The sequence below is a fragment of the Psychrobacter sp. PL15 genome (assembly GCF_035984995.1).
Taxonomy (GTDB): Bacteria; Pseudomonadota; Gammaproteobacteria; order Pseudomonadales; family Moraxellaceae; genus Psychrobacter.
Genome location: NZ_JAXCIB010000005.1, coordinates 99,313 through 122,387, shown reverse-complemented (window position 1 = coordinate 122,387; position 23,075 = coordinate 99,313). Strand labels below are relative to the sequence as shown.

Annotated in this window: 19 protein-coding genes; 11 read left to right on the top strand and 8 right to left on the bottom strand. The window is 42.9% G+C overall.

Annotated features, from left to right (window positions below; genetic code table 11):
• Positions 1 to 213: 213 nt before the first annotated feature.
• The 8 genes from RCH20_RS06135 to fdx all read left to right on the top strand — a co-directional run bounded on the left by RCH20_RS06135 (position 214) and on the right by fdx (position 7,530).
• The gene (locus RCH20_RS06135) at positions 214 to 858 is read left to right on the top strand and encodes a hypothetical protein (protein WP_327192948.1); all 645 of its coding nucleotides are present in this window, start codon (positions 214 to 216) and stop codon (positions 856 to 858) included.
• Positions 859 to 1,513: 655 nt separating this feature from the next.
• Positions 1,514 to 2,014, top strand: a complete 501-nt coding sequence (locus RCH20_RS06130) for an Rrf2 family transcriptional regulator (protein ID WP_209957979.1) — start codon at positions 1,514 to 1,516, stop codon at positions 2,012 to 2,014.
• The gene (locus tag RCH20_RS06125) at positions 2,011 to 3,237 is read left to right on the top strand and encodes an IscS subfamily cysteine desulfurase (protein ID WP_327192947.1); all 1,227 of its coding nucleotides are present in this window, start codon (positions 2,011 to 2,013) and stop codon (positions 3,235 to 3,237) included. The genes RCH20_RS06130 and RCH20_RS06125 overlap by 4 nt, the downstream gene beginning before the upstream one ends.
• Before the next feature lie 134 nt (positions 3,238 to 3,371).
• Positions 3,372 to 3,785, top strand: coding sequence for a Fe-S cluster assembly scaffold IscU (gene iscU, locus RCH20_RS06120; protein WP_209957983.1), 414 nt, complete (start codon positions 3,372 to 3,374; stop codon positions 3,783 to 3,785).
• Between the two features lie 181 nt (positions 3,786 to 3,966).
• A complete protein-coding gene (iscA, locus tag RCH20_RS06115; RefSeq protein ID WP_209957985.1) occupies positions 3,967 to 4,287 on the top strand; it encodes an iron-sulfur cluster assembly protein IscA in 321 nt (106 codons plus the stop codon).
• Positions 4,288 to 4,403: 116 nt separating this feature from the next.
• Positions 4,404 to 4,985, top strand: coding sequence for a Fe-S protein assembly co-chaperone HscB (hscB, locus tag RCH20_RS06110; RefSeq protein WP_209957987.1), 582 nt, complete (start codon positions 4,404 to 4,406; stop codon positions 4,983 to 4,985).
• A gap of 208 nt (positions 4,986 to 5,193) precedes the next feature.
• Positions 5,194 to 7,071: a Fe-S protein assembly chaperone HscA gene (hscA, locus tag RCH20_RS06105; protein ID WP_209957988.1), complete on the top strand. Its 1,878-nt coding sequence runs from the start codon at positions 5,194 to 5,196 to the stop codon at positions 7,069 to 7,071.
• A gap of 120 nt (positions 7,072 to 7,191) precedes the next feature.
• The gene (fdx, locus tag RCH20_RS06100; RefSeq protein WP_209957990.1) at positions 7,192 to 7,530 is read left to right on the top strand and encodes an ISC system 2Fe-2S type ferredoxin; all 339 of its coding nucleotides are present in this window, start codon (positions 7,192 to 7,194) and stop codon (positions 7,528 to 7,530) included.
• Positions 7,531 to 7,667: 137 nt separating this feature from the next.
• Here fdx and RCH20_RS06095 read toward each other — a convergent pair whose 3' ends face one another.
• The 3 genes from RCH20_RS06095 to mfd form a co-directional block, all read right to left on the bottom strand.
• Positions 7,668 to 9,068, bottom strand: a complete 1,401-nt coding sequence (locus RCH20_RS06095) for an adenylate/guanylate cyclase domain-containing protein (protein WP_327192946.1) — start codon at positions 9,066 to 9,068, stop codon at positions 7,668 to 7,670.
• Positions 9,069 to 9,518: 450 nt separating this feature from the next.
• Entirely contained in the window at positions 9,519 to 9,950 is a 432-nt protein-coding gene (locus RCH20_RS06090; RefSeq protein WP_209957994.1) for an HIT domain-containing protein, read from the bottom strand.
• Positions 9,951 to 10,107: 157 nt separating this feature from the next.
• Entirely contained in the window at positions 10,108 to 13,797 is a 3,690-nt protein-coding gene (mfd, locus tag RCH20_RS06085; protein WP_327192945.1) for a transcription-repair coupling factor, read from the bottom strand.
• Positions 13,798 to 14,311: 514 nt separating this feature from the next.
• On the opposite strand from mfd, the gene RCH20_RS06080 reads away from it, so the two are divergent.
• On the top strand, positions 14,312 to 15,946 hold the full coding sequence (locus tag RCH20_RS06080; protein WP_209957998.1) for a BCCT family transporter: 1,635 nt from the start codon (positions 14,312 to 14,314) through the stop codon (positions 15,944 to 15,946).
• A gap of 379 nt (positions 15,947 to 16,325) precedes the next feature.
• Here the strand turns inward: RCH20_RS06080 and rraA are convergent, their stop codons facing one another.
• Together rraA and RCH20_RS06070 are read right to left on the bottom strand one after the other, a co-directional pair.
• Positions 16,326 to 16,859 carry a ribonuclease E activity regulator RraA gene (gene rraA / locus RCH20_RS06075; protein ID WP_209958000.1) on the bottom strand — a complete coding sequence of 178 codons (534 nt, stop codon included), beginning with the start codon at positions 16,857 to 16,859 and terminating at the stop codon, positions 16,326 to 16,328.
• Between the two features lie 157 nt (positions 16,860 to 17,016).
• On the bottom strand, positions 17,017 to 17,718 hold the full coding sequence (locus tag RCH20_RS06070) for an NAD-dependent epimerase/dehydratase family protein (RefSeq protein ID WP_327192944.1): 702 nt from the start codon (positions 17,716 to 17,718) through the stop codon (positions 17,017 to 17,019).
• A 653-nt stretch (positions 17,719 to 18,371) separates the two neighbouring features.
• On the opposite strand from RCH20_RS06070, the gene rpsT reads away from it, so the two are divergent.
• The gene (gene rpsT, locus RCH20_RS06065; RefSeq protein WP_209958006.1) at positions 18,372 to 18,638 is read left to right on the top strand and encodes a 30S ribosomal protein S20; all 267 of its coding nucleotides are present in this window, start codon (positions 18,372 to 18,374) and stop codon (positions 18,636 to 18,638) included.
• Positions 18,639 to 19,188: 550 nt separating this feature from the next.
• Positions 19,189 to 20,340, top strand: coding sequence for an FAD binding domain-containing protein (locus RCH20_RS06060; protein ID WP_327192943.1), 1,152 nt, complete (start codon positions 19,189 to 19,191; stop codon positions 20,338 to 20,340).
• Between the two features lie 60 nt (positions 20,341 to 20,400).
• Here RCH20_RS06060 and RCH20_RS06055 read toward each other — a convergent pair whose 3' ends face one another.
• The 3 genes from RCH20_RS06055 to pyrF all read right to left on the bottom strand — a co-directional run bounded on the left by RCH20_RS06055 (position 20,401) and on the right by pyrF (position 23,070).
• Positions 20,401 to 21,168 carry a histidine phosphatase family protein gene (locus RCH20_RS06055; protein ID WP_442793108.1) on the bottom strand — a complete coding sequence of 256 codons (768 nt, stop codon included), beginning with the start codon at positions 21,166 to 21,168 and terminating at the stop codon, positions 20,401 to 20,403.
• A 329-nt stretch (positions 21,169 to 21,497) separates the two neighbouring features.
• On the bottom strand, positions 21,498 to 22,295 hold the full coding sequence (locus tag RCH20_RS06050) for a metallophosphoesterase (RefSeq protein WP_327192942.1): 798 nt from the start codon (positions 22,293 to 22,295) through the stop codon (positions 21,498 to 21,500).
• 67 nt (positions 22,296 to 22,362) lie between these two features.
• Positions 22,363 to 23,070: an orotidine-5'-phosphate decarboxylase gene (pyrF, locus tag RCH20_RS06045; RefSeq protein ID WP_327192941.1), complete on the bottom strand. Its 708-nt coding sequence runs from the start codon at positions 23,068 to 23,070 to the stop codon at positions 22,363 to 22,365.
• Between the last annotated feature and the right edge of the window lie 5 nt (positions 23,071 to 23,075).

The window sequence follows — 23,075 nt, the reverse complement described above, 5'->3', positions numbered from 1 at the left end:
TACGTATTAAATACCAACGTTTGTTAAGTATATTATATTTATTTACAACCCAAGGTCCAAGGCAACAATTTGCTAACTGGCAACAATTTGCTAACTGACAGGTACCAACGTTACTTTTTATTATAAAGACGGTACTATAAGCACAACATAAAGACACCGCTTGCACCAATTTTAACTTTTATCTCAACTTGCCAATAAAAATGGACTACCCACATGAAGCGTTCTACGTTGTCTAGCTCTTTTCTTAATATCATTCTAGTGTTCATCGAGTCGGCATTGACACTATTGCTACGTTTAGATCCTGAGCTACGTAAAGCCGCTTATCCACTGGCTAAGAAAAGCACTGTGGTCGCTCTTCGATTATATCTACCGCATGTGCAGGTGTTTGCTACTTTTAGTTATAAAGGCGTGCTGCTAGATGCCAAGCTGCCTGCTGGACGCAGTGAACCAGATGTGATCATTAACGCTTATAGTATTCAAGTCCTAAACGCCATTACTACCCATGATAGCGAAACGACCGATAAGCTACAAATGCGTGGTGAGTCGGCTCAAGTACAGCTGATCAAACAGTTCATCATGCAGCTGGGTCTCGGCAGTCTCATTCAGAGTGTCGTTAAGAAGATCAAAGGCGATAAAAGTAAATCCAAGCCTAGTGACGCTGAGATGGAAAGCAAAAAAGATAACTACAAGCAACGTATCAGTGAGCAACAAACCCAGATTAGCACCCTAACTATCAAGAACCGTGAACTAGAAATGACTGTCAAAGAATTACAAAGCAAACAAAAAACAATGCTAATTACTGCTGTTGTCGCGGGCATCATTGCCATCGGATTACTTATTGTATTGTTCATGAATTGAGCTATTTTTAATGAATAAGATAACGTTGATAAGATAACGTTGAATGGTAAAGATCAATTTTTGGTTCATTCAGCCGCTGTAAGACATCGAAACATTCGCTTACCCTGTTGAGCGTGAATTCCTATTATCATAAAGGTGACTATTATATAGAAGTCGCTTAGCACCTCATTCAGCTTAGCACCTCATTCAATAGTCATCCTAAGTTTTGATGAGCTCCAATTTTGATGAGCTCCAATGAGGCATATGCTTAGCAAATAGACGCTCAGTAGATAAATTTTTAGCAAAAAGTATCTAACAAAATGAGGCGCTGACTCTGGCTATTAAATGCTATTATAAATTACCACTATTTATTCGCTACCTTGGTTTTTTGAACGCCTCTGTCTTGATACCTCCTACCTTTTAGCTGATGAAATGCCTGATTGTTTTTACTCATCATGGTGTTAGATTGGATTAACCATTCAACCACATTTTAATCTTGACTAAATTAGTCGGGATTGAGTATAATAACTTTATCGCAGCACACATCGGGTTAACCATCTGTTGTTTAATGGCGTTAACGCTAGTCTTAGTAACCTATCCATTTATTCGTTCTATAAAACCCCTACTAAGCTCGCTATTGAATTTGGCCTATAACCGATCAGTTTGGAGATATTTTATGCGTTTAACGACTCGAGGCAGATATGCAGTTACCGCCTTGTTAGATCTAGCACTACAAGCTAGCCAACAAGAGGGCGCGGTTTCTTTATCTGATATCGCTAAACGGCAGTCTATATCAATCTCCTATCTTGAACAGTTATTTTCTAAACTGCGTAAGCGTGGTCTAGTAATCAGTATTCGCGGTGCCTCAGGGGGCTATTATCTAGCCAAGCCTTTAGATGAGATTGATGTAATGAGCATCATTTCGGCAGTCGACGAATCAGTTGATGCCATGCAGTGTGAAGGACGTGGCGACTGCCAAGATGGCACAATGTGCCTAACTCACGATTTGTGGTGTGCCCTATCCAATCATATCGAACAGTACTTGAAAAATATAACATTAGCGCAATTATTAAAGATGGAAAATGTACAGTCTGTTTCAGAACGTCAGCATATTGATTCAATCATAAAAGACATCAATACCATTACTTTATCGACCAGCGAGGCACACCCAGCATGAGTCAAAATAATAAACTGATATACTTAGATTACGCCGCTACTACACCAGTTGCCAAGTCGGTCGCTGTGAAGATGAGCGAATATCTAACTGTAGATGGCATCTTTGGTAATCCAGCATCGCGTTCGCATGGCTACGGCTGGCAAGCTGAAGAAGCAGTCGAAACCGCGCGTCAACAAGTTGCTGAAGTCATCAACGCTGACCCTCGCGAGATAGTGTTTACCTCAGGGGCAACAGAGTCTAACAACTTAGCCATTAAAGGCGCAGCACATTTTTACCATTCACGTGGTAAGCATATCATTACCAGTCAAATCGAACATAAAGCGGTACTTGATACTTGCCGTGAACTGGAGCAAGAAGGCTTTGAGATTACCTATCTTGAACCACAAAAAAGTACCGGCCTAATTTTACCGCAACAAGTCAAAGACGCTTTACGTGAAGATACTATTCTAGTGTCATTGATGATTATTAATAACGAACTTGGCACGATCACTGATGTGGCTGCTATTGGCGAAATCACTCGTGAAGCGGGTATCATTTTCCATGTCGATGGTGCACAAGCGGTAGGTAAAATTCTGATCGACCTGGCAACTACCAAAATTGACTTAATGAGCTTTTCGGGCCATAAAGCGTACGGTCCTAAAGGTATTGGCGCATTGTTCGTCAGCCGTAAGCCACGTGTCCGTCTAAAAGCCGAACAACATGGCGGTGGTCATGAGCGCGGAATGCGTTCAGGTACATTGCCAACGCATCAAATCGTTGCCCTTGGCGCCGCGTTTAGTCTCGCTAATGAGCGTTATAAAGAAGACAATGCTCATGCCGCGAAATTGCGCCAAAAGCTTTGGGATGGACTTCAAGATATTGAAGAGATTTACCTAAACGGTGATCTTGAACACAGTGTTCCCAATATCGTAAATATTAGTTTTAACTTCGTTGAAGGCGAATCGTTGATGATGTCGCTTAAAGACTTAGCGGTATCATCAGGGTCAGCATGTACGTCAGCTACCCTTGAGCCATCATATGTCCTACGTGCTATTGGTCGTCCTGATGAATTGGCTCACAGCTCTATACGCTTTAGCTTCGGTCGTTATACCACCGAAGAAGATATTGATACCGTGATCCGTCAGATGCATGGCGCAGTTGACAAATTACGCGACCTATCGCCACTTTGGGATATGTATCAAGATGGCGTTGATTTAGATTCCTTAGAATGGGCTGAGCACTAAGATAACCGTACGGCTATATAATATAGCCGTTGAATAAAGAATCAGACAATTATAGAATGAGTATTTGACCCCAATTACCGATGAGTATGTGAACCAGTAGTATTACTGCTCATCATCTAACTAGGAGAAGAACCATGGCCTATAGTGACCAAGTTATTGATCATTACGAAAATCCACGCAACGTTGGTAATCTTGACAAAAATGCCAAAAACGTTGGTACCGGTATGGTCGGCGCCCCAGCCTGTGGCGATGTGATGCGTTTGCAAATTCAAGTTGATGATAACGGTATCATTGAAGATGCACGCTTTAAAACTTACGGCTGCGGCTCAGCGATTGCCTCAAGCTCACTCGTTACTGAGTGGCTAAAAGGTAAAAGCTTAGAGCAAGCAGGCGAGATTAAGAATAACGATATCGTTGTAGCGTTGGCATTACCACCAGTAAAAGTGCATTGCTCAGTATTAGCAGAAGATGCGATCAAATCTGCTATTAGTGACTACAAAGGCAAGCACAGTGTTGTTGAAAGTAAGGTAGAAGAAGCAGTCAGCTAAGTTTACTTTAATGTATTCGCTCTTTTATTAACAAGACTATTGTTTAAAAGAGCTGCTGACGCAACGCTACGAGGGTGACAATGACAGTTATGTAATTGTCACCTTTTATTTTAAGTGCTAAAAGTTTAAAACTTCTTTAGTAGAACAATATCCATATTATTGACAGTCAATAGGAGTTGGCATGATTGAAATGACAGAACGCGCCGCTCAGCATGTTCAAGGGTTTTTGGACAATCGCGGTAAAGGTGCAGGTATTCGTGTTGGTATTCGCACGGCAGGATGTTCAGGTCTGGCTTATGTTTTAGAGTTTGTCGATGTGCCTGATGAAAATGATACCCGTTATGATAGCCGTGACGTGAGTATTTTTATCGATCCTAAAAGCTTGGTTTATTTGGATGGCTTGTTAATGGATTATGAGAAAGAAGGCTTGAACGAAGGCTTTAAGTTCACCAACCCCAATCAAAAAGGCGAATGTGGTTGCGGTGAATCATTTACGATATAAAATACTTAGGTATTGCTAGCATAATATTATAACTACTTATTAAGGCCTATTTTTAAGACGGCTTTGAAAGACAAATTTGTAAAAAATAAATAAAAATAAAAAGTAAGGCACATATTATGGCAGATCTCATTCCAGAAGCTCAATTCGATAATTTCTTTGCCCTATTTGAGCAGCCGGTACAGTTTGAGCTGTCACAAGATAGTTTAGATCAACATCTACGTCTATTACAGAAACGCTATCACCCTGATAATGTTGCTAAAAATTTAACTGACAAAACAAAAGCTCAGCAGCAGTCTGAGCAAGCCTCCGCATTGATCAATCAAGGCTATCAGACTTTAAGCGCCCCTGACAGCCGCGCCGCTTATCTACTCGATATGGCAGGACAAGCTCAAACACTTGAAAATTCAATTGCAGACCTCGAGTTTTTAGAAGATGCTATGGAGCTGCGTATTGATCTAGGTGAAGCCATCGATAGCAACGACCGCCCAGAACTAGAAAAACTGCATCCACAAATTTTGCAGCGATTGAACAATCAATCGGAACGTTTTAATGCGACATATCAAAACGAAGAATGGTCAGCAGCGATTGATGCCACACAAAAGTTAAAGTTCTTAGTCAAACTTGATGCCGATATCACCACTGGTCTGGATGATATTGCCAGCGCAGCGCAGACAGACGATGATGATTTATACGTCTAATACTTGGCTAAAACTCATAAAGAGGGTTAAAATAGTATCCGTACACCGCGGCATTCATATTTTAAGTCAATAGTTTAAACGCACCACTGTAAGCGCGGCTAATTAGTATTTATTGCCAACTACTGTAGTCTTTAAGTGAGCTACGCCAGCCATCACTTATGCTCTATTTGTTCAATTTTACTTATTCATTTTATATCTGAGTTATCTTATGTCTTTATTGCAAATTGCTGAACCCAATCAAAGTGCCCAACCACACCAGCATCGTTTTGGTCTGGGAATTGACCTTGGTACAACGCGATCGTTAGTCGCGGTGGTACGCTCAGGCAAAGCGCAAGTATTAGAGGCAAATGCAAGTGCAGATACTTTATTGCCTTCAGTGGTCTATTATCCAAGCACAGGTACTCCGCTAGTCGGTTATCACGCCCTAGCTCAGTTGCCAAATGACCCAAAGAATACCATCATTTCCGCCAAACGCTTTATGGGTCGTAGCCAAAATGATATTAAATTTTCGCATCCTTATGAATTGAGTGGCAACGCAGACGCTATGCCCGTTTTTGTCACTGCCCAAGGTGAAGTGTCACCTGTTGAGGTGTCTGCACGTATTTTGGCTACCCTGAAGCAGCGGGCAACAAGTGCGTTACCTGAAGACAGTATTGAAGGTGCTGTAATCACTGTTCCTGCCTATTTTGATGAGGCTCAGCGCCAAGCGACTAAAGACGCTGCACAGGCTGCGGGTATTAATGTTCTGCGATTATTGAATGAACCAACCGCAGCGGCTGTTGCTTATGGGCTCGATAGACCTACCGAAGATAATATTGCTCGTTACTATTTAATTTATGATCTCGGTGGTGGTACCTTCGATGTGTCTATTTTAAAGCTCACTGATGGCGTGTTTGAAGTACTAGCAACCGGTGGCAATAGCGCCCTTGGTGGTGATGATATTGACCGCCTACTTACCAATTGGTTGATTAAACAGCTTAATATTGCACCAGCAGATGTCAGCCTACACGATAAGTCCGTATTGGCTCAGCAAGCCAAAGACTATAAACAAGCTTTAACGGAAGCTGAACAAGTCGATATAGATATTATTGTTAATGAACAATCTTTTAAAGGTGTATTACGCCGTGAAGATTTGCTCACCATCGCTGACCCTGTTAGCAGCCGAACGCTAACTGTCTGCGAACAAGTACTACGTGATGCCAAGTTAAGCACGCAAGAGCTCGATGAAGTTATCTTGGTAGGCGGCTCGACCCGAATGCCAGCGGTTAAGCAAGTGGTCACAGCATTTTTTGCTCAGGAACCTTTATGCCGTCTCAATCCAGACGAAGTAGTCGCATTAGGTGCAGCACAGACAGCGCATCAACTGGTGAATGGTAACAGCGATAATAACTTGCTGCTATTAGATGTCACGCCCTTATCACTTGGGCTTGAGACTATGGGTGGCTTGGTTGAAGTGCTGATTCCACGCAATACGCCTATCCCAGTCAAAAAACGCCAAGTATTTACCACTTACCAAGACGGTCAGACCGGTATGGTCATTCATGTCATACAGGGTGAGCGTGAAACGGTCGAAAACTGCCGCTCACTAGGGCGCTTTGAGCTATACGGCATTCCGTCAATGAAAGCAGGTTTTGGCCGTATTGAAGTGACTTTTAGTATCGATGCCAATGGACAACTGACTGTTAGTGCTCAAGAAACCACGACAGGTACCGAAAGCAAAATTGAGATTACGCCGGCTTATGGCTTATCCGACGAGCAAAAAGAACAGCTACTCACGGCTGGGTTTAAACACGCGGAAGAAGATAAAAATGCACGCTCTTCAATTGAAGCTAGAGTAGAGACTGAGCGTGAATTACTGGCATTACAGTCAGCGCTAACTGAGTTCTCAGCCTTATTAACTTCTGAGGAACAGCAAACCTTGGCGGCACAGATGAAAGAGATGCAAACGGCTTTAGACTCTAACGACTCAACGCTTATTGAAGCACAACAAGCGCAGCTTAAACCACATAGCGATGCTTTTGCTGCCCGCATTATGAATCAGAGTGTTCAGACCAGTATGGCTGGTACTAGCGCTCAAGATTGGTAGCGTTTAAGACCGATAGTTTTAGAGCAATGAATAACAGACTATATCTTAGATCCTACGTACATTTTAGATCCCACTTGGATTTCACATTTTTTGAATTGATTAGCACTGGATATATGACCCATGCCAAAAATTACTGTACTACCCCATCATGATGTTTGCCCTGAAGGCGTCGAAGTTGAGCTTGAAGCTGGCGAAAATTTATGTAAAGCACTGTTAGAAAAAGGTATTAAGATTGAGCATGCTTGCGAGATGTCAAAAGCCTGTACCACCTGCCATGTTGTCGTCCGTAAAGGCTTTAACGGCTTAGAAGAAATGGACGATATCGAAGCAGATTTGCTAGATCGCGCTTGGGGTCTAGAACCTGATTCGCGGCTGTCCTGCCAAGTGATGCTCGACGATGAAGATTTAACCATCGAGATACCCAAATATACCTTGAACCACGCCAAAGAAAACCACTAAATAGTAGTAGTGCTGAAGACTACTGCATTTATATGTATCAAAAAGCCAGCTTTCATCATAATAGCTGGCTTTTTTGTGGCTAAATTTAGGCTATATAGACTTGAGTTTTGTGTCACATTTTACTGTTTATCATTGTCCTAGTTCTTATTTTCATTAGAATCGAATACAGCTGCCTGCTTTTCTTGTTCAATACGTTCAAGCGCAAAATTCAAGCGGTCTCTAATCTCTTTATAATCATTTTCCTTCATATCTTTAAAATTTAGATGCAAGTTAAAGCCAGGTAACGTGTGATCAACCCATTTTGAAAAATGCCCTTTATTGGCATCAGGATCCAGCACTTGCCATGCGTCAACCTTCTTTTCGAACCCTTTAAGTTGATAGCCACCCCCATACTCACACTCATAATCATGGCAAATATAATCGTAGGTGCTTTCGCTAATTAGTATCTCACCTTTAGTAGCGGCAGATTCAAGCCTTGCTGCCAAATTGGCTTCTTTGCCAATAAGCGTATAACTAAGACGGCTATTACTGCCAAAATTACCGACATGGCAGTAGCCGGTAGTGATACCGATGCGCAAATGTAACCCTTCAAAGCCCATCAACCGCCATTTTTGCCGTAAGCTGCGCATCTCACGGCGCATATCAATCGCCATGGCCACACAATCTAGTGCATCTTGACGCGCGCCGCGGCTATCAGGTTCGCCAAAAAAACATACCATCCCATCGCCAATGAACTTATCGAGTACCGCGCCATGTTTATTGGCAATTACCGTCATGCAGTGCATATAAGTGTTGAGAATATCAGCTAAATTATCAGCACTCAAGCTATCAGACAGCTCAGTAAAACCTACAATATCTGAGAACATAATCGATAGTTTAGCGCGTTTATTAGAAACGCTAACGGGATTATCTGTTTTTACAATCGGCTGCCAAACTTGTAGCGGTACAAAGCGAGTCAGTTTGTTAATGACTGAAGCCATAATGTTTATCCGCCCTGCTGCTTGCTGCGCGATTTCATCGTAGTTGATATACTTATGGTAAATACCCCAAAACTGCCACAAAAAGGCAGTAATACTTGCCAGCAACACCGTTGATGGTAGCCATCCGCCCTCGCACTCTATACCCGTACCATACAGGATGACACTGACATAATAGAACATTGCGCTAGTGACCACGGATACCGTAATAAGTTTGACACGATTTTCGGGTTCGTTAACAATAATCCGGATACCCAACAATAGTACCAAACTTAACGATAACACACTGCAGAACTGCATTGAGCCAATCACTGTGGACAGTAAAAAGACTACGATATTGGACGTCCAAAAATTGGCAGATCGCCGATAATTGTAAATTAAAATCATTAAGCTTGGTAAACAGACCGCAACGAACAACGCCATTGAGGTTGAATTAAAATCGAACTTTATGGTGATGAGCGTTACAGTAAGCAGCAAAACAAAAACTTCTGGATAGTCGAAACGACGGACTTCCTTATCTTTTGATAAGGCATACAGTCTCAATCTATCTGAAGATGCCATGTTCGATACTCGCTTAAGCAAGAAAAATCAGAAGAAAAAAAGATAAGAAGTAGCAATGAGGAATAAGGCAGTCAATTGTTATTATGGCAGGTTGAATGCCAGAAAATCTGACATCCATATTTATCGTTAAAGCACCTTAAAAACGCGACGGTACTGCTGGTATGAGCTTTTTGCAGCCTCTGTCTGCGTAGGCACAGCAAGCAAGAACAACTTATGCCAGCAGTAGGTTATGTATCGATATTACTTTTCATTGACTATATTATACCGTCTTAACAGTATGGAACCTATGTAACTGACAACCAAAAAGACACCACTTATCGTATATTGCGCTTTGTTTATAACAGCAATAACAAATAAGTGATGTCTGATAATCGAAATGATTGCACAAAAAATTTATACAACTAGTGCCACTGCTAATTCAGAGACTAAAAGCTAAGATAGTAGATCTAACTACATTTGCCAGTCAAATGGCATCTGGTGATGACCTCGTAGCGCCATCATCAAGGTTTGTTGCATTTGCGCCAATATTTCTTGGCTATAAGGTATAGCAGGAATGCCCCACACAGGGTTCGGCCACTGCATATCATTTTGATAACGCACGATATGATGAAAATGTAGCTGGGGAACTTGGTTACCAAGAGCTGCGACGTTCATTTTATCTGCCTGAAACGTTTTGGCAAGCTGACTTGATAACCAGCTCGACTCACGTAAAAACTGGGTCTGATCGGTCTCGGATAACTCATATAACTCTTTAATACCTGATACGCGTGGTACCAGAATTAACCAAGGAAACTGACAGTCATTAATCAAACGACAGGTTGATAGTGGAAAATCACCCACTAAAAAACTATCGGCGGCAAGCTTAGGATGCAGTTGGAACATAATGACGGCTTCTCTTGTTATAAAGTATTAATAAAAGTAAATAAAAAGTACGTAAAAACTTATACTGCCGCTATTTTATCAGGTATCTACAGGATAAAATAGCGGCAGCAGCATTTAGGTTGGGGCGATAACATTCACCCTATGTCGTTGGTCGCTATTAAGCTTCGACTACCATATGTTCACTAAAATAGCGTAGCAGTTCTTGTACTGCATTGACTCGTTGTGGACCAGTCGCAAGTTTATCGGCATCGCTATAGCGAATACCAGACGCGCCATTCATACGATAACGCTGACCATTCGACTGAATCAATTTAATAATCGCCAAAGCATCAACCGGGGTGTCTGGTGCAAACTCTAGCGTCATGCTATTACTATTGGCATCAACTTTGTTAATCTTTAGAGGCTCAGCTTGTATACGCAAGCCATGAACGGCAAATAGCTGCTTGGTTTGATCTGGTAAAATGCCAAAACGGTCAATCATTTCGGTACGGATGTCGGTTAACGCCTCTTTATCATCAGCCTTACCGATACGCTTATAAAATAATAAGCGCTGATGCACATCGTGCACATATTCTTCAGGTACCAGTGCCGAACTGTGCAAGTTGATCTCACTGGTTAGTGATAATGGCGTATTTAGGTCAGGCTCTTTACCCGCTTTGATGGCTTTGGTCGCACGCTCAAGCATATCCATATATAAACTAAAACCAATCGCTTGCATATTACCACTTTGCTGCTTGCCTAATAGTTCACCTGCACCGCGAATCTCTAAATCTTCACTGGCCAACATAAATCCTGCCCCCAGTGTATTAGCACGCTCAATCGCATGTAGCCTACGCTTGGCATCACCTTTAAGTCCCTTGATGGAAGGTACTAGCAGATAACAATACGCTTGATGATGACTACGTCCCACCCGTCCACGCAGCTGATGCAACTGGGCTAAACCAAATTTATCGGCACGTTCAATAATAATGGTATTGGCATTAGGGACATCAATACCCGTTTCAATAATTGTTGAGCAAATTAAGACATTGAATTTTTTATGGTAATACTGCTGCATAATTTGTTCAAGTTGGCGCTCTTGCATTTGTCCATGCGCGACCCCTACCCGGGCTTCGGGCACCAGTTCGCGGATAGTTTCTGCCATACGCTCAATACTGGCAACATCATTATGTAGCAAATACACCTGTCCACCGCGTAGCAGCTCACGTAAAATAGCTTCTTTCATCAGGGCATCAGTCTTTTGCATGACGAAAGTTTTGATGGCCAGACGACGCGCCGGTGGGGTGGCAATGATTGACATATCACGCATGCCTGATAACGCCATATTGAGCGTTCGCGGTATCGGAGTCGCCGTCATCGACATGCTATCAACATCGGTCTGAATCGCTTTGATTCGTTCTTTATGGCGAACGCCAAAGCGATGTTCTTCATCGACGATCATCAAGCCTAGATTGGCAAATTTAACATCTTTTTGTAGCAGCTTATGCGTGCCAATGACGATATCGACTTTGCCTGCAGCTAGGTCTGTGAGAACAGTCTCTTGATGTTTTTTACCGCCAAAACGTGACAAGGTCTCAATACGTACTGGCCAATCAGCAAAACGATCTAAAAAGTTATCTTCATGCTGTCCTGCCAGCAAGGTGGTCGGTACCAATATAGCGACCTGATAGCCAGCACTTACTGCAATGAACGCCGCACGCATCGCTACTTCTGTCTTGCCAAAACCAACATCACCGCAGATGAGACGATCCATCGGCTGATTTTGTTTCATATCTTCCATTACGGCATGGATAGCATTGGCCTGATCTGGGGTCTCTTCAAACTCAAACTGACTGGCAAACAACTCATATTGCGAGTGATCTATTTTGAAATGAATACCAACCTTGGCTTCACGCCGTGCTTGTATATTCAGCAGCTCAGCCGCGACATCATGAATTTGTTCCAAGGCTTTTTGTTTGGCTTTATCCCACTTACCGCTACCAATCTTGTGTAGAGGTGCCAGTGCAGGATCACCGCCGCTATAACGGCTGATCATCTGTAGGTTGGCGACCGGCACATAAATGCTAGCATCATCAGCATACTTAAGATGAATAAACTCTTGCTCACCATCGCCCACATCTAAGGTAATCAAGCCGCTATAACGACCGATACCATGCTCGATATGGACGATTGGGCTACCTTGGGTCATCTCAGTGACACTTTTGACTAAGAACTCTTCTGACACCCCACTTTGCCGACGACGGCGCGTTTGTAGCACTTGTCTACCGAACAGTTGAGTCTCACTAATAATCACTAAGCGTTCAGGAACATACACCCCGCGCTCAATAGGGGCAACAGTCAAACCAACAGAGGGTCGATCGTGGTTGTTATTCACTGCCCCAGTAAGGTCGGCTGCTAAAAAATCTTTAAAACTATCATATGCCTGTAGCTCAATTTTGCCTCTAAATAGCTCAATCAAAATCTCGCGGCGCCCAGCAGTTTCGGCAACGATTAACACAGGCGTCGCTGTTTGCGCTTGTAGATACAAAAATTCTAGCAGCTCAGCTAACGGCTCTGCTTTTTGATGATTGACCGATAACTGCGGTGGTATGAGGGCGCTAAGCGTGACAACACCTTGCTGCTTGTTTGGCGCTGATATGTCATGGTCAATAGCGGCCACATCGGTCATTGTGGCCAGCTCATTACGCGCACTTAATATGACTCTGGGATAGTGATTGAGGTGTTCATTCAAGGTGTTGGATAATAAGTATAATAGCTCAGGAGCCACTACCGGCTTGTCGATATCATGCCGGCGCTCTTCATAGCGGCGCTGAATTTGTGACCAGTAATCTACCTGTCGCTCACTAATCAATTCATCAGTAATAAATAATGCATTACTGGGAAAATAAGCAAATAGACTGCTTTCTTGTTGCCACTCTTTTAGAGTAAAAAATAAAGGCTGATAATATTCAAGACCACTACTAGCAATGCCTGCCATCACATCCTTATGCAGCTCAAATTTACGACTGCTGGCATTAGGGAACATGGCCGCAAAGTTCATGCGAAAGGTTTCTTTGCCTTCTTCTAAAGGAAACTCTTTGGCGGGTAAAATCTGAAACTGTTGAATAGGTTTGGATATATCTGGCAGCTTATGTAGTAGTGACAGGGGCTCTTGGCCCATACTGGTATCATTGCCTGAGGCCATCGCTTTCAGATCATCAGTCGTTAATGTGCGCTGAGTTTGCGGATGGAAAAAGCGAATGGTTTCAATTTCATCATCGAACAAATCTAGGCGCAGCGGAAATGGCTGTCCCATCGCAAAGATATCGATAATGCTACCGCGCACTGCGAATTCACCTGGCTCAAATACATTGTCAACGGCTCGGTAACCAGCCCTTGTCAGTAGTTCACGCTGAGTATTAATATCGAAACGGTCACCAACGCTTAAATCAAAATGCTGACCAATAAGCCAGCTTGGTGGCGCAACGCGATGCATTAAGGCCTGTACCGAGATCAGTAGTACCCCCGATGTTGGCATATCAGTCAATATATTAATGCGCTCACTGACAATATCTTGATGCGGTGACAACTCATCATAGGTCAAAGTCTCCCAATCGGGAAACACATAGGCATCAATACCGCAAAATGCCAACTCGGTTTCTATTTGATTGAGCTGGTTTTGATCGCGCGCCACCACGATCTTTAGTCGCTCTGCCACGTTCCATATAGACGCACTGGCCAAACTAGCCAGCCACAGACTGCTGACAGCACCATGAACAGGTGCCAGCCAGCGCCGCTGCGTGTTTTGGATAGGAAATAGCTGTTGGTTGATAGGAGCAAACGCGTCGGTCAAAGCAGTGATAGGCATAGCAGTACAGGATCAAGGTTAGAAGTCAGAATACCATTATACGAACATTTTGGCCATTGACCAAAATTTATGCCGTAACGGTTTGTCACCCAGTTGGTTACTTAGTCCCCTAACTTTCGTTTATAGCCGTTGTTACAGGTTTACGTGCCCATTTGACAATACCAAGCATTTTGTTAACATGGTGTGCTTTTGTTGATAATCACATTTATGTCTTATTACTGACAACCCACGACTTATCATAAATAAGTCGTGGGTTTAGTCGTTCTCTCTGCCTATTTGGCAGTTTCAGATAATCGCTTAAAATCCTTATCCTGGTTATAACTTTTACCTTGGTTACTACCATGACATTAAGCGCTTTAATTATTTCTGACTGCCTTATATCGTGCATCTTATTATGTGGCAAGCTAAAAATATATGTGGCGTAGCATCAAATGATGTAATGACTATGCATAAAAGTAAGCCCCTTGGCATAAAAGTAAGCCACTTGCCACACTCATTAGGAAATTCATTACCTATGAAAGAGCCAAAAAAAATCCCTCAAGTATTACTTGATAAATTTCAACGCAGGCTTTATAGCACTAAACACAAGGTTGGAGAGGATAATGTCAATATTCTCGGTTTAGAACTCCACAACCCTGTATTTTTTGTCACCGCTCTCGCGGTTATTGCTTTTGTATTATTCGCTCTGCTGCTCCCTGATATTGCTAACTTATGGCTCAATGGTACCAAAAATTGGGTAGTCAACAGTTTCGATTGGCTGTTTATCAGCGTGGCCAACATCATGGTGGTATTCTGCCTACTGCTTATTGTCTCACCCTATGGCAATATTCGCATTGGCGGTATCAATGCCACGCCCGACTTTAAGCGGGGCTCTTGGCTGGCGATGCTATTCGCTGCCGGAATGGGCATTGGCTTGATGTTCTGGAGTGTCGCTGAGCCTTTAGCGTATGCTAGCGGTTGGGCAGGTACACCACTGGGTATCGAAGCCGACAGTCCCGAAGCCTTTAGGGCAGCAATGGGCGCGACCATGTATCATTGGGGACTACACCCATGGGCTATCTATGCAGTAGTAGGCTTGTCGTTGGCAATATTTGCCTATAATTTTCGCTTTCCCTTGACTATGCGTTCGGTATTTTATCCCCTATTAAAAGAAAAAACCTGGGGATGGCCCGGGCATGTGATTGATGTATTGGCCGTATTGGCCACTATCTTTGGTTTAGCGACTTCCCTCGGTCTTGGTGCCCAACAAGCGGCAAGTGGACTAAACTACTTGTTTGGTTGGGACTTTGCAGGTAATACTCTTGAGATAATTATTATCGTATTAGTCACAGGGCTGGCAACTATTTCGGTGGCACGTGGTATTGATGGCGGGGTAAAGTTTTTAAGTAATGTCAATATGCTGGCAGCCGGATTGCTATTATTATTTGTCTTTTTTGCAGGAAATTCTCTAGGTCTTATCGGTAAAATAGCTGAAACAACCGTTGATTATGTCACTTATATTATTCCCTTATCTAATCCGATAGGGCGTACTGATAGTAACTTCTTCCATACTTGGACTGTATTTTATTGGGCGTGGTGGATCAGCTGGTCACCTTTCGTTGGGATGTTTATCGCCCGAATCTCTAAAGGCCGTACCGTACGTGAATTCATCATTTCTGTCATGCTAGCACCAACCCTAGTGACTATTGTGTGGATGACTGTATTTGGACAAACGGGTCTCAGTCAATATGCTAACCAAGTTGGAGAGTTATCAGGTGGTGTTAGTAACGCCTCTCTGACCTTATTTCAGATGCTCGATAACTTGCCATGGGCGATGATTACTTCGTTAATTGCTATTATCTTGGTAATGGTGTTTTTTGTGACGTCATCAGATTCGGGCTCACTAGTCATTGATACGATTACTTCCGGGGGCAAGCTTGAATCTCCTATGTCGCAGCGCGTATTTTGGGCAATTGCCGAAGGCTGTATCGCTATTGCCTTACTCTATGGCGGTGGTACTGAAGCGCTAAGAACCATCCAAGCAGGCTCTGTTAGTACCGGCCTGCCATTCACTATTCTTTTACTGGTGATGTGTGTCAGTTTATGGCTAGGGTTACGACGTATTTATAAGGCGCGTGAGCAGATGCTGTCTGAATTAGAAAAGTACTAATATGTCTGTTTAAAGATTATTGCCTGACAGGCTATACGATAAAAGGTTTTAACCTATTTAAACGTAAAAATCCCAGCCTCTAGTGAGCTGGGATTTTTTTGTAGCGATACGTTTCATATTGGCCAACAAAGATTTTACTCAATTGTTAGTCTTGGTCGGTATTGTTTTCAATGAGCCTTAACCGCAAGCTTCTATAGTCAATGAAAAGTAATGTCGATACATAACCTACTGCTGGCATACGTTTTTCTTGCTTGCTGTGCTTACGCAGACAGAGGCTGCAAAAAGCTTATACCAGCAGTATCGTCGCGTTTTTAAGGTATTGTAACTGTACATATCGACTTCTATTATATAAGCACCTATGTATCAGTTTCTAAAGCCCTTATATGAGAGGCTTCTCGCTAGCAATCATGCCATTGTTGTCGGCATAAATAAACATACCTGAATTTAAGGTCAAATCACCAAAGCTAATCTCAATATCAGTCTGGCCTTCATCACGGCGGGTTGATTTGCGCGGGACGCAGCCGAGTGCCATGACCCCAATCTCCATCTGTGCCATGTCATCGACATCACGGACACAGCCATAGACTACTACCCCAGCCCAACCGTGATCGATTGCCGCTTGTGCGATCATATCGCCCAGCAATGCGCAGCGCATTGAGCCGCCGCCATCAACCACCAATACCTTGCCGTCGCCATTTTTGTCTTTGCCATTACTATTTAGTAGCTCTTTAACACGGCTGTTATCCTCAAAACATTTTACAGTCACAATCTCGCCACAAAACTTATCTTTGGCACCGAAGCTATAAAATGATTTGCTTTCTATATTCGGCAAGCATACTTGCGACTCAGGATTGGCATCCAATAAATCACAGGTTACAAAATTTTCTTTATCCATTGCTGTCGACTCCGACATAGTCACGCTCCTTGTTGATTATTAAGTGTTGATTAGTAGGTATTAATTATTAGGTATTGTACTTTTGAATAGTCACTTTTTTATTTGATCTGAATATTTTTTCTTCAGGCTAATCATTGTTTCAAGCCTTGTGCTGCGATTTATGCCATTGACCAGCCTAACGTTTTACCCGGGTCATTGCCAGCATCTGCTTATTTTCAATAATATCAGTGTTAGTAGGTGCCGTTTCAGTACGATACTTACGGCGCTCATAGATATCATGCGCGGTCATAGCAATGAAACTTGCTACCCGTTTGGCAGAAATAGGATGCAGTGGTAGCGATTCTGAAATTAAAGGCGAAATTAGCTTAAAAGCCTTTTGGCTGATACTTTCAAGTGGGCGACCCTTGTGCTTACCTAACAGTAAAGAAGGGCGGAAAATAACCAGCCTGGTGAAACCTAGCGCTATAATAGACTGCTCAGTCTCTGCTTTTACACGATTATATAAAAATCGGCTGTCGCTATCAGCATTCATTGATGATAACAAAAAAAAGTTTTCAATCTTTTTATCTCGGCATAACTTAGCGAAAGTGACATTATGATCATGATCCACTTTTCGGAACGCTTCATCGCTACCAGCCTGCTTTTTGGTGGTACCAAGACAAGTGAAAGCATCGGTCGTCTGATCTGCGCCAACACTTGCAAACACTTCAGCTAGGTTATCAAAATCATTGATCTGATAAAAGCGCATGCAGGCATTAATATAACGCGGTGGACGCCTCGCAATCACAATTAAGGTGTCATAAATTTCGCTGAGCTGATTGACAAGATGCTGCCCTACTAATCCTGTTGCGCCTATTACAATTGCTTTTCGCTGCATAATTTATCCATCTTTTATATTTATAAAACGATATCTCTATAAAGTCGCACTGGTTAATACATTGTCGGTTCATTGACAGTCATCAGGGCGTGATGAGCATTCGTACTACCTTAGCAGCACTATAGTCGATCCAATTTAAAAAGGACATACTACTACTGGTACGGATTTTTTGTAGCTTCTGTCATACTTACGAACAGCAAGCAAAAAAATCATACCAGCCGCACGTTACTATGGACAACACTCTTTCATTTTGAACTGACGATATCAACAAGACGGGTTTGGAAAGGTTATGGTTATAGATAAAGCTATAAGTTACGTTATAAATCACGCAATTGCCCACATTTATTGTAAGAGATTTTGTCAGGTTATTGGTTGCTAATGAACGAACCAGTCAAAAAGTACAGATTAACACAACTTCTTTGCGCTTTAACCGTCAAATATATTGTTCTAGGCACAATAATTTGTTAAGATAACCGCCTTTACACGTCGAGGCTGTTTAATTATTCCAAATAGCCTCAGCGTATGCGATGACTTACTTATATTTGGCATCGATATTATATTTGACGAGACGGCTACTCATCAAATATGATTGTTAAACATATTATTACAATCAACATTCATATTTTTATCTGTCTTTTATCAAGGAGATACGCGTGGCTAACACTGCACAAGCTCGTAAACGCGCCCGTCAAAATACCAAACGTCGTCAGAATTCTGCATCACAACGTTCAATGGTTCGTACATATTTAAAGCGTATTGATGCGGCAATCGCAGCTAAAGATTATGACGCGGCTACCGAAGCTTACAAAAGAGCGGTACCAGTTATTGATCGCATGGCTGACAAAGGTATTATTCATAAGAATAAAGCGGCTCGTCGTAAGAGCCGCCTGAACAAGACAATCAAAGGCCTACAAGCTTAAGATTTACTCTGTTTAGATCGTATCGCGACTTACCTATTAATACTGCGTCTTGTGATATTAATTCGAATAACGCGATAACTAAAACCTTGCCCTAGTGGCAAGGTTTTTTTATGTGTCTTTAAAAATTATGTATGTACGAAAATATATATGTATGAAAATAGGGGTCTACAGAAATTGGCGCTATAGTCAATGAAAAGTAATATCGATACATAACCTACTGCTGGCATACGTTTTTCTTGCTTGCTGTACCTACGCAGACAGAGGCTGCAAAAAACTTATACCAGCAGTACCGTCGCGTTTTTAAGGTATTTTAACTATAGATAGATGGCAGCAGGTCAAAATGTAAAATGATCTGAAAAGACAACCTTCTAGCTAACTCAAATGATTTTACTTTAGCCAGTGGCTTAGTGTGCCTGTGCAACTCTACAAAGTAAGTGGTCTTGATGGTAAGCGAAAGGAATGTGTTTTTATGGCTATAACAATCACACTAATTTGTGTGGCGTTTATTTATGCTAAGCTTGTTCGCATATAGATACTTAGGAGAGACTCAGTGAAATCAATAGATAAGCGTGCCATTGTGATCGGTGGTTCGTTAGCCGGCTTATTCTCAGGGACCCTATTACGTTCTATAGGCTGGCAGGTAGATATTTATGAGCGCTCGGCTCATGATTTAGACAGTCGAGGCGGTGGTGTTGTTTTGCAAGCTGATGTGGTTACCGCTCTCAAAAAAGCGGGAATTGCGACCGATAAGCTAGGCGTTGATGCCACTGAACGCTACTACTTACAAAAAGATGGCCGTATCGAAAAAATGGCCATGCGTCAGACACTCACCTCTTGGAATATTCTTTATCGCTCAATGCGAAGACACTTTCCAGACGAACATTATCACCAAGGTAAGGTTTTAGAGCAGGTACAGTCAGAAGGCGCCAAGGTCACGGCTATTTTTAACGATGGTTCTTGTGAAACTGGGGATTTATTGATTGGCGCTGACGGGCCAACTTCGACGGTGCGGCAGCAGCTTTTACCTACTTATGTGCCTCAGTATACTGGTTATGTGGCTTATCGAGGCTTAATTGACGAAGTGGACTTGGCGCCAGCAGCGGCCACGATATTTACTGAGCGGTTCGTGTTTTACGACTTCCCAAACTCACATATTTTGGCCTATGTTATCCCTGGTGAAAACGAGTCACTGGTCCCTGGAAGACGTCGGTTTAACTGGGTTTGGTACGTTAATTACGATGAGGAAACAGAGTTACCTCATGTACTCACTGACAAAGATGGTAGACAAAGAGCCAACTCCGTTCCGCCAGGGAGGATGTCCGCTAATGTTGAGCAAGCAATGCGCAGCTACGCAGATCTTGTGCTCGCTACTCCCTTTAAAGCGCTAATAGCCGCGACTAAAGAGCCTTTTGTCCAGTCAATATTGGACTTGGCTGTGCCGCAAATGGCATTCGATAGAATTGCGCTAATGGGAGACGCCGCTTTTATTCCTCGACCTCATACAGCCGCGGGAACAGCAAAAGCGGCGGCAAATGCTATCGCGCTGACAGAGGCACTGGTCGACCATGAGCATGATATTCCTAAAGCCTTACAGGAATGGGAAGCCAACCAGCTGCCACAAGGAATGCATTTATGTGAACACGGTCGCAACTTAGGCAATAACTCTCAGTTTTCTTATGGTAAAGGCCGAACAGCAGGATAGGAGCTTAATAGGCTTGGATAAGGATCGGTAAGCAAACCAGGTCTGTGCTACCCCATAAATTTAGGTCCACGTCACATCTGGCGGTAGCAGTAATTTACTAGGATGAAACCCACTAGCACGGCAACCTTCTAACAGGGCGGTAACTGGGCGAATATAAATTTCACCACGCCAGACAAAATAAGCGTTGGCCTGATCGAAGGGCTGGTCATCAAACCATAAAAACACCCCTTCCATCATTTTTGGCCAATCATTCCAGTCAATTTCAAGTACATCTAGCATCACTGCTAAAAACGCCGATAATAAAGTATCATGACTCACCGCCAACATTAAATGGCCTTGCTGTGGTTGGTGCTGATAGAACAGTGACAAAATATCTAGCCCACCTTGATAAGCATTTTTAGTGCCTTCAAGGTTGCCCTGTAAAAATCGATTGATAAAGTTAAGCACACCAATCTCTTTGAATATCGCATTGGCAATCTCAGGCTCAGTAACTAGGCTACCCGGTTCAACCAATAATGATTGATGGGTAATATTGCGCCGCAGCCCCGCACCCTCTTGCATTAGCTGTGCCGTATCAATACAACGCCCAATCGGGCTTGAGATACTATCAACATCAAGCGAATATGGTAAATGGCCTGCCAACCAACGTCCCCAAGATTTCGCTAACACGCGACCTTTGGGGGTTAATGGCAACTGATAACTGGCAAAGCCATTACCGTCAGAACGCTCACGTAAAGAGTGCCTAGTAAACAATATCAGACGCTTATCATGAGGCAACAAGCTGACTGAGGACATCATGCTGTCAGGCAGATGTGCAGGTGCCGGCATGCTTGAACTAGGAGTCGCAAGCTTATCATTCGCTATTTCAGGCTGGGGGGAATCGGTGAATTTACTCATAGGTGATAGCGTAGCAGATTTTTTGTCTAGAGTGAAAAAAATACAAGTTTCGTAGCAATAAAACAACCCATTGAACTATATGTGATAATTTTAATTTATTAAGCCATACTTTTAGCATACATCCTTGCTTGGGCGTCCTCATATTGTTTTCAATAAGTTGAGACACCGAAGCCGTTCATTGTAAATATTACGATCACAAGTATTGTAATAAATAGGCCTAAGGAATCTGGCAATGTTGGACTACTGTGTGATTAATATAATCACCCAATATCAACCACCTTGTCCCAGGCAAACTCTAATGCTGTACTGCTTACTTCATTCGGATAAGCGCGTGGATTGACGATTACTCGAGTATTATGAATACGGTAATCAAACGCCTCGTGGGTATGTCCATGTATCCATAACGTAGGTGCCCATGACTCATGCATCCACGCAGTAAAATCACTGACAAAGGCGGCGTTACTTGGCAGAGTGTCATACTTTTCAGAGACCGATAACGGGCTGATGCTATGATGGCTCATAACGACTGTTTTTTTGCCCAGCTGTTTGGCCGTTATCAACGCTTGCTTCAACCATTGCCGTTGCTCGGTATGCAGTTGTATTGATAGTTCAGGGGAAAACAGCTCGCTACCAGCATAGATCTGCTTATAGTCGCGCATAAATCGCCTAGCAACCACCATGGTGTCTTCATTGGCTTGGTATTGATAGTCAGTCCACAGCGTACACCCTAAGATGCGTACCTCGCCGATATCGATATGTTGACACTGTAGTACCCGAACACCTTGACCGGACGAGACACTATAGTTATCCCAAGTCGCCAGCTTGTGGTCGAAGTGCAGGACATCCTCACCAAAGTATTCATGATTACCAGAAATAGTAATAATAGGCACTTTTAGATGGGCAGCTTGCTGTTGCAGCCACGGCATACCACTATCACTATTAGCGGTATCGCCAGCGACCAAGACCAAGTCTGCATCAGTCTTTGGAATATGCCCTATCGGATGTGATTGTCTGGCATAGCTGTCAATGTGTAAGTCACTTAAAATCTGTAATTTCATATTGTCCAATATTAATAAAAATGCAAATTAATTAGAACATCTAGTGTAGCACTTATATAAAATACTGCTATTTTTGAATGCTTTGCAGGATCTTTTGTAATTTAGCGGCGGGGTCTACAGCTTGAGTAATTGAACGGCCAATGACCAGATAGTCTGCCCCATCGCTTAATGCTTGCTTGGGTGTACAGATCCGCTTTTGGTCATCTACACTATCTTCTGGTAAACGAATACCTGGCGTTATCAGTTTAAAGTCAGCGCCACAAAGCGCTTTGATTACTTTTGCTTCTTGTGCTGAACATACCACACCATCTAGACCTGCTTGTTTGGTCAGTTGCGCCAATCGGCTGACTTGACCTTCTAAATCATCAGTAACGCCAATTTGAGGCAGCACATCATTACCCATAGAGGTCAGTACAGTCACCGCTATTAATAGAGTTTCATAATGACCATCTAACAGCCGCTGTTTGGCCAGTGACATAGCAGCACTGCCGGTACTGGCATGCACATTGACCATCCACACACCAAGCTCTGCAGCAGCCAATACGGCTTGTGCAGTAGTGTTAGGAATATCATGAAACTTTAGATCTAGAAACACCTCAAATTTTCGCTGATGTAACGCTTCGACGATCGCAGGGCCACAGCGAGTAAAGAGTTCTTTGCCTACTTTTAGACGGCACAAGCTAGGATCTAAATGATCGGCTAATGTTAGAGCAGCGGCCATTGTGAGGTTATCTAGCGCAACAATAACAGGGGAAGTTATTACGTTATTATTCATGTGTA

Excerpts from the sequence above, each read along its gene's own strand:
- RCH20_RS06135 (WP_327192948.1), top strand. The coding sequence starts at position 214 with ATGAAGCGTTCTACGTTGTCTAGCTCTTTTCTTAATATCATTCTAGTG.
- RCH20_RS06130 (WP_209957979.1), top strand. The coding sequence starts at position 1,514 with ATGCGTTTAACGACTCGAGGCAGATATGCAGTTACCGCCTTGTTAGAT.
- RCH20_RS06125 (WP_327192947.1), top strand. The coding sequence starts at position 2,011 with ATGAGTCAAAATAATAAACTGATATACTTAGATTACGCCGCTACTACA.
- iscU (WP_209957983.1), top strand. The coding sequence starts at position 3,372 with ATGGCCTATAGTGACCAAGTTATTGATCATTACGAAAATCCACGCAAC.
- iscA (WP_209957985.1), top strand. The coding sequence starts at position 3,967 with ATGATTGAAATGACAGAACGCGCCGCTCAGCATGTTCAAGGGTTTTTG.
- hscB (WP_209957987.1), top strand. The coding sequence starts at position 4,404 with ATGGCAGATCTCATTCCAGAAGCTCAATTCGATAATTTCTTTGCCCTA.
- hscA (WP_209957988.1), top strand. The coding sequence starts at position 5,194 with ATGTCTTTATTGCAAATTGCTGAACCCAATCAAAGTGCCCAACCACAC.
- fdx (WP_209957990.1), top strand. The coding sequence starts at position 7,192 with ATGCCAAAAATTACTGTACTACCCCATCATGATGTTTGCCCTGAAGGC.
- RCH20_RS06095 (WP_327192946.1), bottom strand. The coding sequence starts at position 9,068 with ATGGCATCTTCAGATAGATTGAGACTGTATGCCTTATCAAAAGATAAG.
- RCH20_RS06090 (WP_209957994.1), bottom strand. The coding sequence starts at position 9,950 with ATGTTCCAACTGCATCCTAAGCTTGCCGCCGATAGTTTTTTAGTGGGT.
- mfd (WP_327192945.1), bottom strand. The coding sequence starts at position 13,797 with ATGCCTATCACTGCTTTGACCGACGCGTTTGCTCCTATCAACCAACAG.
- RCH20_RS06080 (WP_209957998.1), top strand. The coding sequence starts at position 14,312 with ATGAAAGAGCCAAAAAAAATCCCTCAAGTATTACTTGATAAATTTCAA.
- rraA (WP_209958000.1), bottom strand. The coding sequence starts at position 16,859 with ATGTCGGAGTCGACAGCAATGGATAAAGAAAATTTTGTAACCTGTGAT.
- RCH20_RS06070 (WP_327192944.1), bottom strand. The coding sequence starts at position 17,718 with ATGCAGCGAAAAGCAATTGTAATAGGCGCAACAGGATTAGTAGGGCAG.
- RCH20_RS06055 (WP_442793108.1), bottom strand. The coding sequence starts at position 21,168 with ATGCCGGCACCTGCACATCTGCCTGACAGCATGATGTCCTCAGTCAGC.
- RCH20_RS06050 (WP_327192942.1), bottom strand. The coding sequence starts at position 22,295 with ATGAAATTACAGATTTTAAGTGACTTACACATTGACAGCTATGCCAGA.
- pyrF (WP_327192941.1), bottom strand. The coding sequence starts at position 23,070 with ATGAATAATAACGTAATAACTTCCCCTGTTATTGTTGCGCTAGATAAC.